General features: G+C 57.8%; 13 protein-coding genes. All 13 read left to right on the top strand.

Translation table 11 applies throughout. The annotated features are described in order from the left end of the window. The first annotated feature begins 9 nt into the window (after positions 1–9). The 13 genes from pilQ (at position 10) to astD (ending at position 14,200) form a co-directional block, all read left to right on the top strand. A complete protein-coding gene (pilQ, locus tag OKC42_RS07180) occupies positions 10–2,244 on the top strand; it encodes a type IV pilus secretin PilQ family protein (protein WP_270819343.1) in 2,235 nt (744 codons plus the stop codon). A gap of 191 nt (positions 2,245–2,435) precedes the next feature. After that, the gene (aroK, locus tag OKC42_RS07185) at positions 2,436–2,954 is read left to right on the top strand and encodes a shikimate kinase AroK (RefSeq protein ID WP_005335014.1); all 519 of its coding nucleotides are present in this window, start codon (positions 2,436–2,438) and stop codon (positions 2,952–2,954) included. 14 nt (positions 2,955–2,968) lie between these two features. After that, entirely contained in the window at positions 2,969–4,051 is a 1,083-nt protein-coding gene (aroB, locus tag OKC42_RS07190) for a 3-dehydroquinate synthase (protein ID WP_270819344.1), read from the top strand. Further along, positions 4,041–5,621 (top strand): SPOR domain-containing protein, encoded by a 1,581-nt coding sequence (locus tag OKC42_RS07195; RefSeq protein WP_270819345.1) that lies wholly within the window; start codon positions 4,041–4,043, stop codon positions 5,619–5,621. Before aroB ends, OKC42_RS07195 begins: the two co-directional genes overlap by 11 nt. 70 nt (positions 5,622–5,691) lie before the next feature. Further along, positions 5,692–6,564 carry a Dam family site-specific DNA-(adenine-N6)-methyltransferase gene (locus OKC42_RS07200; protein WP_005335008.1) on the top strand — a complete coding sequence of 291 codons (873 nt, stop codon included), beginning with the start codon at positions 5,692–5,694 and terminating at the stop codon, positions 6,562–6,564. A gap of 190 nt (positions 6,565–6,754) precedes the next feature. Next, a complete protein-coding gene (gene rpe / locus OKC42_RS07205; RefSeq protein WP_005335006.1) occupies positions 6,755–7,429 on the top strand; it encodes a ribulose-phosphate 3-epimerase in 675 nt (224 codons plus the stop codon). Next, positions 7,416–8,084 (top strand): phosphoglycolate phosphatase, encoded by a 669-nt coding sequence (locus OKC42_RS07210; RefSeq protein WP_167573456.1) that lies wholly within the window; start codon positions 7,416–7,418, stop codon positions 8,082–8,084. Before rpe ends, OKC42_RS07210 begins: the two co-directional genes overlap by 14 nt. 42 nt (positions 8,085–8,126) lie before the next feature. Beyond that, positions 8,127–9,131 (top strand): tryptophan--tRNA ligase, encoded by a 1,005-nt coding sequence (gene trpS, locus OKC42_RS07215; RefSeq protein ID WP_005334999.1) that lies wholly within the window; start codon positions 8,127–8,129, stop codon positions 9,129–9,131. A gap of 118 nt (positions 9,132–9,249) precedes the next feature. Beyond that, a complete protein-coding gene (locus OKC42_RS07220) occupies positions 9,250–9,465 on the top strand; it encodes a hypothetical protein (RefSeq protein ID WP_005334997.1) in 216 nt (71 codons plus the stop codon). 21 nt (positions 9,466–9,486) lie between these two features. After that, positions 9,487–10,068 (top strand): aminodeoxychorismate synthase component II, encoded by a 582-nt coding sequence (locus OKC42_RS07225; RefSeq protein ID WP_058055648.1) that lies wholly within the window; start codon positions 9,487–9,489, stop codon positions 10,066–10,068. A gap of 276 nt (positions 10,069–10,344) precedes the next feature. Beyond that, entirely contained in the window at positions 10,345–11,562 is a 1,218-nt protein-coding gene (locus OKC42_RS07230; RefSeq protein WP_199427302.1) for an aspartate aminotransferase family protein, read from the top strand. 76 nt (positions 11,563–11,638) lie between these two features. After that, positions 11,639–12,658, top strand: coding sequence for an arginine N-succinyltransferase (gene astA, locus OKC42_RS07235; RefSeq protein ID WP_005334994.1), 1,020 nt, complete (start codon positions 11,639–11,641; stop codon positions 12,656–12,658). 72 nt (positions 12,659–12,730) lie between these two features. After that, positions 12,731–14,200 carry a succinylglutamate-semialdehyde dehydrogenase gene (gene astD, locus OKC42_RS07240; protein WP_270819346.1) on the top strand — a complete coding sequence of 490 codons (1,470 nt, stop codon included), beginning with the start codon at positions 12,731–12,733 and terminating at the stop codon, positions 14,198–14,200. Positions 14,201–14,247 lie beyond the last annotated feature (47 nt).

A 14,247-nucleotide genomic window follows, 5' to 3' on the forward strand; every position in this document is an offset into this window, starting at 1 on the left:
CGAACAGCAATGAGAACAACAATAGAGAGTGTATCCAAAGTGGCTTTGCTGTTTTGCGCCAGCGCCCTCAGTCAGGCGTGGGCAGTGGCAACCCTGCAGGAGATCAAGGTCAATCCGCTGCTGGCCGATCAATTGCTGGTCGAGCTCAGTTTTAGTGAGCCGGTCACGGGCTTTACCGATCGTCTCTCTTACCAACCCAATCAGCTGTTGTTGCATGTTCCCGGTGCGGCAGGGGCGCTGAAAGTGAACCCGCTGCCGATCCAGCGCCTGGGGGTTGATAATATCAAGGTTGAGGGTAAGGGCGCAGGTCTGGATATCAAGATCGCACTCGATCAGCTGGCCCCCTATCAGGTTCAGCAACAGGGGAACAAATTACTGGTGTCATTGGGCGAGGGGGCCTCTTCCGGGCTCATCAATGGTGAGAGCGCCCTGATTGCACCCGCAACCTCGGCTACTCCTGTGCCAGCGCCCTCTGCTATGGTGGCCACACCCCCTCCTTCGGCGCTGCTCAATCCTCAGGTCGTTGCCCGGTCTATGCCTGTTGCGCCCGTGACAACGCCGGTAGCCACACAGCCTGCCAGCAAGCCGGTGCTCAACAACTATCAAAGTAGTGGGGGCGGCGCCTATTTCAACTCGGTTACCGGTGTGGATTTTCGTCGTGGCAAAGATGGCCAGGGGGAGTTCCTGGTCACGCTGGATAACAGCTCGGCCGCTGTTGATGTGAGCAGCCGCGGTCAGACCGTACTGGCCAAGTTTCATGGCACTCGGGTACCGGATGGTTTGCTTAATCTGATCAACGTGCAGGATTTTGCAACGCCGGTCTCTCAGGTTGAAGTCTCCCGGCAGGGGAGCGATACCCTGTTTGAATTGTCGATCAATGGTCAGTTTGATTACCGTTACGATCAGGCAGACAAGCTCTTCATTATCGAGGTGAAAAAGCGGACGACGGCCACGGCATCCAAGCAGTATCAGGGCAAACCCATCTCATTGAACTTCCAGGATATTCCAGTCCGTACCGTGCTACAGCTGATCGCCGATTTCAACAATCTTAACCTGGTAACTACTGATTCGGTGGCGGGCAATATTACCCTGCGTCTGGATGGGGTGCCGTGGGAGCAGGCGCTCGACATTATTTTGAAGGTGCGGGGTCTGGATAAACGGCTGGACAACAACATTCTGCTGGTGGCACCGGCGGAAGAGATCGCAACACGCGAGAAGCAACAGCTGGAGAGCCGAAATCAGGTTGCCGATTTGGCTCCGCTCTATACCGAATATCTGCAGATAAACTATGCCAAGGCCTCGGAAGTGGCTGCCCTGCTCTCTTCCGAAAGTACCAAGTTGCTGTCACCCCGTGGTGCGGTCAGCGTGGACGAGCGAACCAACGTGCTGGTGGTCAAGGATACCGCCGATGTCATCAGCAGCATCAAACGGATGCTCGATATTCTCGATATTCCGGTCAAGCAGGTGGTTATCGAGGCGCGGATGGTGACCATTGATGACGGTTTTGATGAAGCGCTCGGGGTGCGGTGGGGGGTGACCAAGAATGATGGTCATGGCAACAGTACGTCCGGTTCCATCGAGGGGAATGATGGCTCTGGTAACAACAACGGCAGTTCTGCGATTAATCCCAGCCCTCGGCCATCAGCAGACGATCGGTTGAACGTCAATCTGCCGGTGACCAATGCGGCCGGTACTTTGGCCTTCCAGGTTGCCCGTTTGGCTGATGGCACCTTGTTGGATCTCGAGTTGTCGGCGCTGGAAAAAGAGAGCAAAGCCGAGATTATCGCCAGTCCGCGGGTGACCACGGCGAACCAGAAACCGGCGCTGATCGAGCAGGGTACCGAGATCCCCTATGTGGAGTCCTCTTCCAGTGGAGCTACCTCGGTTACCTTCAAGAAGGCGGTATTGAGCCTGAAGGTTACCCCGCAGATCACCCCTGACAATCGGGTGATTCTCGACCTGACCGTGACCCAGGATACCAAGGGTGAAACGGTACCGACCGGTACCGGTGATGCGGTTTCCATCAATGCCCAGTCCATCACCACTCAGGTGCTGGTGAACAATGGCGAGACCTTGGTGCTGGGCGGCATCTATCAGCAGACCATCAAGAGCGATGTAACCAAGGTGCCGCTACTTGGCGATATCCCCGGATTGGGGGCCCTGTTCCGTAAGACCACCAGCGAGAACAAAAAGCGGGAGTTGCTAATTTTCGTGACGCCCAAGATAGTCACCGACGCCTTCTGAATGCTTTACATGTGAGGGTAAAACACATATAACCTTACGCCCCAATGAGGCTGGGGCGTAAGGGCTGCGGTTGCCAGTCCCGATATCTATTGAGATAATCCCCCTCCTGATCCATCGCAAGATAAGGTTCATAGGTACCCCGATCCAGTATTCATCGGGGTCGTACAGTTTGTAATTACTAACGAAAAGACATGGCTGAGAAACGCAATATTTTCCTGATAGGTCCCATGGGTGCGGGCAAGAGCACCATAGGTAGACATCTGGCAGAACAACTGCATATGGAGTTTTTCGACTCAGATCATGAGATTGAGCGCCGCAGTGGTGCTGATATCGGCTGGGTGTTCGATGTTGAAGGCGAAGAAGGTTTCCGGATTCGCGAAGAGAAGGTGATCGGCGAATTGTCAGAGCAGCAGGGTATCGTGCTGGCGACGGGTGGCGGTGCCATCAAGAGTCGTGAAACCCGCAACAAGTTGTCTGCTCGTGGCATCGTGGTCTACCTCGAAACCACTATTGAAAAGCAGCTGGCGCGCACACAGCGAGACAAACGCCGCCCTCTGCTACAGACCGAAGAACCGGCACGCGAAGTGCTGGAACGTCTGGCACAAGAGCGCAATGCCCTGTATGAAGAGGTTGCCGACTTTGTTGTGCACACCGATGACCAGAGCGCAAAAATCGTTGCCAATCAAATTGTAAAGCTGATCGGTATGTAATCTAGAGGACGTCCATGGAACGGTTGAAGGTCGAACTGGGTGAACGCAGCTATCCCATCGAGATAGCTGCAGGGTTGTTGCAGCGCCCCGAGGCGCTGGTATCGACCATCAAGGGCAAGCGGGTGATGATAGTGACCAACACGGTCGTTGCTCCGCTTTATCTTGCACGGGTAACCGCTCTGCTGTCGGGTTTTCAGGTTGAACACCTGATCCTGCCTGACGGTGAGGCGTACAAGAGCCTGGCGACCTTTGAGCAGATCATGTCTGCTCTGCTTGAAACCAACCATGGGCGCGATACGACACTGATCGCTCTGGGGGGCGGCGTGATCGGGGATCTGGTGGGCTTTGCGGCAGCAAGCTATCAACGTGGCATTCCTTTTATCCAGATCCCGACCACTCTGCTCTCCCAGGTTGACTCCTCTGTCGGCGGTAAAACCGCTGTCAACCACCCCCTCGGCAAGAACATGATTGGGGCTTTTTATCAGCCTAAACAAGTTGTTATCGATACCGAATGTCTGAGTACCTTGCCAGCCCGCGAATTTGCCGCAGGGATGGCCGAGGTGATCAAGTACGGCATCATTTGGGATGCTGATTTCTTCAGCTGGCTGGAGCAGAACATGGTGCGTCTGCAACAGCTGGAACCTGCCGCGCTGGCCTACGCCATCAAACGCTGCTGCGAGATCAAAGCCGATGTGGTCGGTCAAGATGAGACCGAGCACGGCGTCCGTGCGCTGCTCAATCTGGGTCACACCTTTGGTCATGCCATCGAGGCTGAGCAGGGGTATGGCAACTGGCTGCACGGTGAAGCAGTATCCGCCGGCACTATGCTGGCAGCCTGGACTGCGCAGGCCCGTGGCGATATGAGCGAAGCGGACGTTGCGCGTGTGCGCACTCTGCTGCTGGCCGCCAATCTGCCCATTCATGCGCCTGCCGAGATGGATTTCGCCGCCTTTATTCGCCATATGCGCCGTGACAAGAAGGTGCTGGAAGGCAAGCTGCGTCTGGTGTTGCCGGTTGGCATCGGCCATGCGCAGGTGGTGGGGGATGTGTCCGATGCCGAGTTGCTGGCGGTGATCGAGTCTGGTCGTGACGAATAAACTGCTAAAACTTCCTTCCCAGCGGCAGCTGGTTGACCGGCTGCTGCATCTGATTGAATTCAATCACCCTTTCATTTTTCTCTCCGGTAAACCCGGTTGTGGTCGCGGTACCCTGTGCGAATCCCTGCTCGGCGTGTTGCCGGAAAAAGTGCGGGTGGTAAGCCTGATTGGTACGCCTGCCATGAAGATGGTGGATGTACGCCAGCTGTTGCTGCCACAGGTGGTGGCGCGCCCGCTGTTCAATCCACAGGATGCGCTGGCGGAGAGCTTCTTTCGCATGCTGGAGGGGAGCAAGCCTGCCACCCTGCTGCTGCTGATAGAGCGGGCCGATCAGTTGCCAGCCGAATTGCTGGGAGAGTTGTGGGCGATCATCCGTCATAACGATACCCTGGCGGCGCCCCATCAGCTGGCCATTATCGTCTCGGGCAGTGACGTCTGGTGTCGTACCCAACGACCGCAGCTCAAAGGGCGTGCCATGCCAGCCCTTGAGCTGGAAGTGTCGCCACTGAGCCCGCCCGAGCAGCGCATCTTCTTGTATGAGAAAGCCAAAGAGCTCAAGATCCCGGCGACCCTCTTGCCCAAGCCGCAAGTGGAGGAGATCCTGAAAACGGCGAACGGACATCCGTCCACCATCATGCAGTTACTGGAGGATATCATGACCGACAGAAGGCCCAAGAAGCGTCAGGCGGAGTTGCCTGTCAAGAAGATTGCCACCGCTATCGCGCTAGTCGCTGGCGGCCTGCTGGCGCTGAGCTACCTGCTGCCTGCGCTGTTTGACAATGAAAGCAAACCGGCACTGCAGGATCCTGCGCAGAACACGGCATTGCCGATCCCGGTAACGGGAGGCGATCCCCTCACCGCAGGCGGTTCGAATACAGATGCCGCTGCACAAGGCGTGCAAAACAGCGATGCAGCAAGCAATCCCAATGGGGTTGTGAAAGATTGGCAGCCGGAGGCGAAAGTGCTGCCCAAATCGGTGGAGAGCGAAACTGTGACCACCGAATCAACCAATTACGAAGGGCGTCGGGTGGTGATCTCTGACGAGGTCGTGCAAAAGCTGATGACCGAACCCAAGGTGAGCGGCGCTCTGCCTACTGACGTGGTGGACGAGCTGACCGGCAAGAACCCGAGTGGCGCAACCCCCAGTGGTGCAATCGCAACCACGGCGCCAGCCAGTACCGCCAAGGCACAGAATCCGGTGACAACCGCAATGCCTGCGGCCACCACCAAAACAGCCAGCAACGAGCCGGTTGCCGCGCCTGCACCCAAAGTGGCCCTGACACCGGTCGCCACCTTGAACAAGAAGCCGCGCAACCACTACAGCGTTCAGCTGATGGGGGCGAGCAACACCAAGGCGGTGGATCAATTTGTCGCCGAGCATGGTCTGGCGGGCAAGGTCTGGGTCTATCAGACCAAATTCCGTGGCAGCCCCTGGTATGTGGTGCTGCAAGGGGATTATGCCGGTTTGACCCAGGCCAAGAGTGCCATTCGCAAGCTTCCGCCAGCCTTGCTGAAAGGCCAACCCTGGCCCAAGTCGTTTGCACAGGTACAAAAAGAGCTGAAGCAATAGCCTTGATACCGGATAAGGGGGTAGAATCGTCCCCCTTTTTGGGTCTTGCCTTCTTACACACCGGATTTCCATGAAAAAAACACGCGCTTTTTTAAAATGGGCCGGGGGAAAATACTCCCTGGTTGAAGAGATTGCCGAGCGCCTGCCGGCCGGGCGTGTGTTGCTGGAGCCCTTCGTCGGGGCCGGGTCTGTGTTTCTCAACACCGACTACGACGCGTATGTGCTCAATGACATCAATCCGGATCTGATCTGCCTGTACAATCACCTCAAGCTGACGCCGGACAGTTTCATTGCCGAGGCGCGCAAGCTGTTTGTGGCAGAGCACAACCACAAGGCAGCCTATTACCGGCTGCGTACCCAGTTCAATCAGACCGAGACCACCTTCGAGCGGGCACTCTTGTTCCTGTTTCTCAACCGTCACGGTTTCAACGGACTGTGCCGCTACAACAAGAAGGGCGGCTTCAACGTGCCGTTCGGTTCCTACAAGAAACCCTATTTCCCGGAAAAAGAGCTGTGGGCCTTTGCCGAAAAGGCGCAGAAGGCGACCTTTATCTGCGAGAGCTACGCCGATGCCATCAAGCGTGCCGAAGAGGATTGGGTTATCTATTGTGATCCACCCTATGCGCCGCTCTCCACTACGGCGAGCTTCACCACCTATGCCTCCGGTGGGTTTACCCTGGATGATCAGGCGATCCTGGCGCGACTGGCCCGTCACACAGCCGCTCACAAAGGGGTGCCGGTGCTGATCAGCAACCACGATATCGAGCTGACTCGTGAGCTTTATCGCGGTGCCCGCCTCGACGAGATCTTGGTCAAGCGCACCATCAGTCGCAACGGCGGCACCCGCAACAAGGTGGCCGAATTGTTGGCGCTCTATCCGCCCGGAATCGAACCGGAGCAGGGCTACTATCCCAGCGACAGTGAACTATTGCCACTGACGTAACAGACCATGCGGCGCCCAGGGGCGCCGTTTTTTTATGGGCGCGCCTGGGCCCGTGCCGATGCCGCAAAACCCGGGTGGTTGGGGGAGGGGAGGCGATTGCCCCATTTACCCCGCATTCGAGTCGTTTTCACCTGCCTTTTACGTTAAAATTGCGCCGCTTTTTCTCCCTGGCTGCCAATGGATGATGCTGATGAAAGACTTTCTGATTGCCCCCTCGATCCTCTCTGCCGATTTTGCCCGTCTGGGTGACGATGTAGCCAAGGTACTGGCTGCCGGTGCCGACGTGGTTCACTTCGACGTGATGGACAACCACTATGTCCCCAACCTGACCATTGGCCCCATGGTCTGTCAGGCGCTGCGTGACTATGGTATCGAGGCCCCCATCGACGTGCACCTGATGGTCAAGCCGGTGGATCGCATCATTCCTGATTTTGCCAAGGCCGGTGCTTCCCTCATCACCTTCCATCCGGAAGCCTCTGATCACGTTGATCGCTCTTTGGGCCTCATCAAGGAGATGGGCTGCCAGGCGGGTCTGGTGCTGAATCCTGCTACCTCGCTCTCCTGCCTTGAATATGTGATGGACAAGCTGGACGTGATCCTGCTGATGTCGGTCAACCCGGGCTTCGGTGGCCAGAGCTTTATCCCCGGTACCCTCGACAAGCTGCGTCAGGTACGTCGTCTGATCGACGAGAGCGGTCGCGATATCCGCCTCGAGATCGATGGCGGGGTGAAGGTCGACAACATTCGCGAGATCGCCGAAGCGGGCGCCGACATGTTTGTCGCTGGCTCTGCCATTTTCAGCCAGCCTGACTATAAAGCGGTGATCGACAAGATGCGTGCGGAGCTGGCTCATGTCACACGCTGAGCGCGCATTTGATTTGGTGCTGTTCGATCTGGACGGCACCCTCATTGACAGTGCCGCCCAGCTGGCGCTGGCGGTCAATCTGACTCTGGCTGATCTGGGTCTGGAACAAGCTGATGAAGCGGTTATCCGTACCTGGGTCGGCAATGGTGCCGACAAGCTGATCCAGCGGGCGCTCGCCTATCGCGAGGCCGATCCCGAGCTGTTTGCCAAGGCCAGACCGATTTTTTTCCAGCACTACAACGCCTGCCTGCTGCAAGGGCTGGCGATGTATGAAGGGGTGGCGCAGAGTCTGCGCCGTCTGCAAAGCCTGGGCTACAAGCAGGCGATTGTTACCAACAAGCCGAGCGATTTCGTGGCCCCTATCCTCGATGCCCTTGGCATCAGCGATTGTTTCGAACTCTGGCTTGGTGGCAACTGCGTGCCAGTCAAGAAGCCGAGCCCGGAGCCCTTGCTGCACGCCTGCCAGGAGTTGGGGGTGAGCCCCGCTCGCACCCTGATGGTGGGCGACTCCGAAAATGACGTGCTGGCGGCCAAGGCGGCTGGCATGAAGGTGGTGGGTCTTACATACGGCTACAACTATGGCCGTCCCATCGCCGACTCCCATCCAGACTGGGTATTCGAGCAGTTTGCCCAGCTCGATGCACTTTTGGTCTAATAGCGCAGCTGGGCTGGCTGAATAACAAGGATTAACACTCTCATGACTAAACCAATCGTATTGAGCGGAGCGCAACCCTCCGGTCAACTGACCATCGGCAACTACATGGGGGCCCTGCGTCAGTGGGTCAACATGCAGGATGAGTTCGACTGCCTCTACTGCATCGTCGATCTGCACGCCATCACCACTCGTCAGGACCCGGCTGCCCTGCGCAAGGCTTGTCTGGACGCAGCCGCCCTCTATCTGGCGGTCGGTATCGATCCCAAGAAGAGCACCGTCTTCATCCAGTCTCACGTGCCGCAGCACGCCGAGCTGGGCTGGATCCTCAACTGCTACACCCAGATGGGTGAGCTGTCGCGCATGACCCAGTTCAAGGACAAGTCCGCCCGTTTCGAGAACAACGTCAACGTCGGCCTGTTCGGTTATCCGGTGTTGATGGCTGCTGATATTCTGCTCTATCAGGCCAATCAGGTGCCGGTCGGCAACGACCAGAAGCAGCATCTGGAGCTGACCCGCGACATCTGCACCCGTTTCAACAACCTCTATGGTGACGTGTTCACCATGCCGGAGCCCTTCATTCCGACCGAAGGGGCGCGGGTGATGAGTCTGCAGGATCCGACCAAGAAGATGTCCAAGTCGGATGACAACGAAGCCAACTTCATCGGCCTGCTGGAAGATCCCAAGCAGATCGTCAAGAAGATCAAGCGTGCGGTGACCGATTCCGACGAGCCGGCGGTGGTGCGGTTCGACCCGGAAAACAAACCGGGTGTCTCCAACCTGCTGACCCTGATGTCCGGGGTGACGGGTCGCTCCATCCCCGAGCTGGAGCAGCACTTCGAAGGCAAGATGTACGGTCACCTCAAGACCGAAACCGCCGAAGCCGTGGTTGCGCTGCTGGAACCGATCCAGGCTCGTTTCCACGAGTTGCGTCAGGATGAGGCCCATCTGATCGCGATTCTGGCAGAAGGCGCACAAAAGGCGCGCGAAAGAGCTGAAAAAACCCTGACCAGCGTATATGATGTAGTCGGCTTCGTTCCTCGAGCCTGACATACTGGGAAGGTGTAGTAGAAGAGAGCTGGGTATTTGCCTGGCTTTCTTTATTTTCTGCCCGGCTATTTTGTTTAATTTCTTTATTTCAACCTGGGTAATATCCCCAAGAGAAAGCATGCCTGTTCAACCAACTATTTCTGCTGAAGAGCTGAGTGACAAAGGTCACTGGCTACGTAAATTTCGCAAGGCGAAAAACCTCAATACCCTGCAGTTGATGGTCTCCAATGCCATCGACAAGCACCATAAAACCCCTGCCGTTGCTGCCGCCATCTATCTGGCCGAGTGTCAGCGTGAACGGGAAATGGAACAGGGTCGTTATCTCGATCGTTAATTCTCCGCTGTTGGTTATCTCATGCTGTTGTTGATCGATAACTACGACTCTTTTACCTGGAACCTGGTGCAATATTTCGGCGCCCTGGGACAAGAGGTTGTGGTCAAGCGCAATGATGAACTGACGCTTGATACCATAGCGCAGCTCTCCCCCCGTTTTCTGGTGATCTCTCCCGGTCCCTGTACGCCCAATGAGGCGGGGATCTCTCTCGACGCTATCAGCCACTTCGCTGGCAAGCTGCCCATTCTCGGCGTCTGTCTCGGTCATCAGTCGCTGGCGCAGGCCTTCGGCGCCCGCGTAGTGCGTGCCCGTCAGGTAATGCACGGCAAAACCTCGCTCATCCGCCATCGCAATGAGGGGGTGTTCAAGGGGCTCAACAACCCGCTGCGGGTGACCCGTTACCACTCGCTGGTGGTGGAGCGCGACACGCTGCCCGACTGCTTCGACATCACCGCCTGGAGCGAGCATGCCGATGGCTCGTTTGACGAGATCATGGGGCTGCGCCACAAGACGCTCCCCATCGAGGGTGTTCAGTTCCATCCGGAGAGTATTTTGAGCGAGCAGGGCCATCAGTTGCTGGCCAACTTTCTGGCGCGTTCATAAAAAGTTGTGATCGCCTTCTCAAGTTCGAGAGAAGGCAAAAAAAATTTCCCTGACACTTTATTCACCCCCTCTCCTGCCCAAATTATCTCTTGCCAAGCCCCCCTGAGTCGTTATGCAATGCGGTTGCCTAAAATCTCAAGAGCAATCGAACATTGTTCCTTATAGGCCGTCTTGTTACAGACTTTTTACTTTATTTCTGTGATAATCCCGTCACGTTTACACGGATTTAACTTTTGGGCGGTGGATTATTCTGTCGCCGAATCGAAGGAGAGCTATATGTCAGAGTTGTTGGCAGTGACACGTGAAGTGTTTGATGAAGTGATGGTTCCCAACTATGCGCCCGCCAAGATCATCCCGGTGCGTGGTGAAGGGTCACGTGTCTGGGATCAGGAAGGGCGCGAGTATGTCGACTTCGCCGGTGGCATCGCCGTCAACGGTTTGGGTCACTGTCATCCCAAGCTGGTCGAGGCCCTGAAAACCCAGGGCGAGAAGCTGTGGCACCTCTCCAACGTCATGACCAACGAGCCGGCCCTGCGTCTGGCCAAGAAGCTGGTTGCCGCCACCTTCGCCGACAAGGTCTACTTCTGCAACTCCGGCGCCGAAGCGAACGAAGCCGCTCTCAAGTTGGCTCGCCGCTACGCCATCGAGAAGTTTGGCGAGCAGAAGACCCAGATCATCGCCTTTAATCAGGGCTTCCACGGTCGTACCTTCTTTACCGTCAGCGTCGGCGGTCAGGCAGCCTACTCAGATGGCTTCGGTCCCAAGCCCGGTGACATTACCCATGTTCCCTACAACGATCTGGCGGCGCTGGCCGAGGTGATCTCCGACAACACCTGCGCCGTGGTGATGGAGCCGCTGCAGGGGGAGGGGGGCATCATTCGTCCTACCGACGAGTTTGCCAAAGGGGTGCGCGAGCTGTGCGACAAACACAATGCCCTGCTGGTGTATGACGAAGTACAGTCCGGCGTCGGCCGGACCGGTGATCTCTATGCCTATATGGGGCTTGGCGTCACGCCGGACATCCTCACCAGCGCCAAGGCGCTGGGGGGCGGTTTCCCCATCGGCGCCATGCTGACCACCAACGAAATCGCCTCTTACTTGAAAGTGGGCACTCACGGCTCTACTTACGGCGGCAACCCGCTGGCCTGTGCGGTCGCCGAGGCGGTGATCGATGTGATCAATACCCCGGAGGTGCTGGCGGGCATCAAGCAGCGCGAGCAGCTGTTCCGTGATGGACTTGAGGCCATCAATGCCAAATACCACTGCTTTAGCGAGATCCGCGGCAAGGGTCTGCTGCTGGGAGCTGCCCTGAGCGAAGCCTACAAGGGTCGCTCCCGCGACTTCCTGCTGGCCTCCATCGATCAGGGGCTGATGGCACTGGTGGCCGGTACCAACGTGGTTCGTTTTGCCCCTTCACTGGTGATCCCGGAAGCGGACATCAAGGAAGGGTTGGCCCGCTTCGAGAAGGCGGTTGCCCAGGTGGTTAACGCCTGATTCCAAATTGAGGTGGGGAGCTCTCCCGGCAGGAGCCGGGACCCCACCTGTCGTCAATGAAAGGGAGTTGTCATTTATGTTGGTTATCCGTCCCATCGAGCAAAAAGATTTTGCCGGGCTCAAGACCTGCGCCATCGAGTCCGGCACCGGCATGACCTCGTTGCCCGTCAACGATGAGCTGCTGCAGCGCAAGATTGACGCCTCTACCCAGACTTTTTCCGACAAGCCTGCCGGCAAGGGGGACTGCCTCTACTTCTTCGTGGCCGAGGATCTGGAGACCGGCGAGATGGTCGGCACCTGTGCCATCGATGCCGCGGTTGGCCTCTCCCAGCCGTTTTACAACTACCACATCGGCAAGGTGGTGCACTCTTCCCCCAAGCTCGGCATCTACAACGTCGTTGAAACCCTGACCCTCTCCAACGACTACACCGGCAACTCCGAGCTCTGCACCCTGTTCTTGCGCGAATGTGCCCGCGAGGGGCTCAACGGCCGCCTGCTCTCCAAGCACCGCTTTCTGTTTATGGCCGAGCACCCCGAGCTGTTTGACGAGACCGTCTTCGCCGAGATGCGCGGTGTTTCCGACGCCAACGGTCACAGCCCCTTCTACGAGTGGCTGCAAACCCACTTCTTCTCGATGGATTTTCCTACCGTCGACTATCTGACCGGCATCGGCAAGAAGCGTTTTATCGCCGAACTGATGCCCAAGTACCCCATCTACGTCAATTTGCTGAGCAAAGAGGCGCGGGCCGTTATCGGCCAGACCCACGAGAAGACCCGCCCGGCCATCAAGATGCTGCAGGACGAGGGCTTCGTGAACCGTGGCTACGTCGATATTTTCGATGCGGGCCCCACCGTCGAGTGCGACGTGAAGAATATCCGCAGCGTGCGCCGCAGCAAGAAACTGCGGGTGCTGGTGGGTGAGCCTATCGGTGGCAAGACCCACCTTATCTGCAACAGCCGTTTCGAACATTACCGCGCCTGCTACGGCAATATCCGGGTCGATCTCGACAAGCATGAAGCCATCATTCCGCCCAAGATGGCGGCGGCACTCAAGGTGCAGGATGGCGACATGGTGCGGGTGGTTGACCTCGACTGAGGTAAACAGGACAAGCAAACCGATTATCAGACAGGCAGCCGAGGCTGCCTGCCAGCGACAGGGAGTGAATGGATGAGCCAGTTAGTGCAATTTATCGACGGTCAGTGGCTTGCCGGTGAAGGCAAGCCGTTCGAGTCAACCGATCCGGCCAAGAACGAGGTGATCTGGCAGGGGGCTGCCGCCAGCGCGGCGCAAGTGGATGCCGCCGTCAAGGCCGCCCGTGCCGCCTTTTACCACTGGGCGGACATGAGCCTTGAGGACCGTCTGGCCATAGTGCGTCGTTATGCCGACCTGCTCGGCGAGCAGAAAGAGGCACTGGCCTTGACCATCGCCCGCGAAACAGGCAAACCGCTGTGGGAGACCCGCACCGAAGTAGCCGCCATGCAGGGCAAGATTGCCATCTCCATTCGTGCGCACGACGAGCGCACCGGCACCGTTGAAAATGCCATGCCGGGCGCCAAGGCGTTTGTCCGTCACAAGCCCCACGGTGTGGTGGCGGTGTTCGGCCCTTACAACTTCCCGGGCCATCTGCCCAACGGCCATATCGTACCTGCACTGATCGCGGGTAACGCTGTGGTGTTCAAACCCTCCGAGCTGACCCCCATGGTGGCCGAGACCATGGTCAAGGTGTGGCAGGAGGCCGGATTGCCCAAGGGAGTGCTCAATCTGGTGCAAGGGGAGGTCGAGACCGGCAAGGCGCTGGCGGGCAACCCCGATATCGACGGCCTCTTCTTTACTGGTTCTTCCCGCACCGGTCATTTCCTCCATCAGCAGTTTGCCGGTCAGCCGGGAAAAATTTTGGCGCTGGAGATGGGCGGCAACAACCCGCTGATCGTGAAAGACGTGAGCGACATCGACGGCGCCGTCCATGCCATCGTCCAGTCGGCGTTCATCACTTCCGGTCAGCGCTGCACCTGCTCCCGCCGCCTGTTTGTCGAGCGCGGCGAGCGGGGCGATGTGCTGGTCAAGCGACTGATCGAGGTGGTCGGCCAGATCAAGGTCGGCCTCTATGATGCAGCCGAGCAGCCTTTCATGGGTTCGATGATAAGCGAGAAGGCAGCACAGGGCATGGTCGAGGCGCAAGCCAACCTGCAGCGCCTCGGTGGCGAGAGCCTGCTTACCCTCAAGCACCTGGAAGCGGGCACAGGCTTTGTCTCCCCGGGTATTATCGACGTGACTGCGGTCAGCTCGCTGCCGGATGAAGAGTACTTCGGTCCGCTGCTGCAGCTCATTCGCTATGACGATTTCGATGCCGCCATCGATCAGGGCAATGCTACCCGTTATGGTCTCTCGGCCGGTCTGCTGGGTGACAAGGAGGCGGACTGGAATCACTTCTTCAAGCGGATCCGTGCCGGCATCGTCAACTGGAACAAGCCCATTACCGGTGCATCCAGTGCCGCGCCGTTTGGTGGCATCGGCGCCTCCGGCAACCACAGAGCAAGCGCCTACTACGCTGCTGACTACTGTGCTTACCCAGTTGCCTCTGTTGAAGACAGCAAAGCAGCCATGCCGGATCAACTGTCGCCCGGCCTGCGCTTCTAATAACGACACGGGGCATCCAGCGGTGCCCCCATCTGTACCCGCAATCA

It is taken from the genome of Aeromonas sp. Y311-2 (assembly GCF_027706025.1).
Taxonomy (GTDB): Bacteria; Pseudomonadota; Gammaproteobacteria; order Enterobacterales; family Aeromonadaceae; genus Aeromonas; species Aeromonas veronii.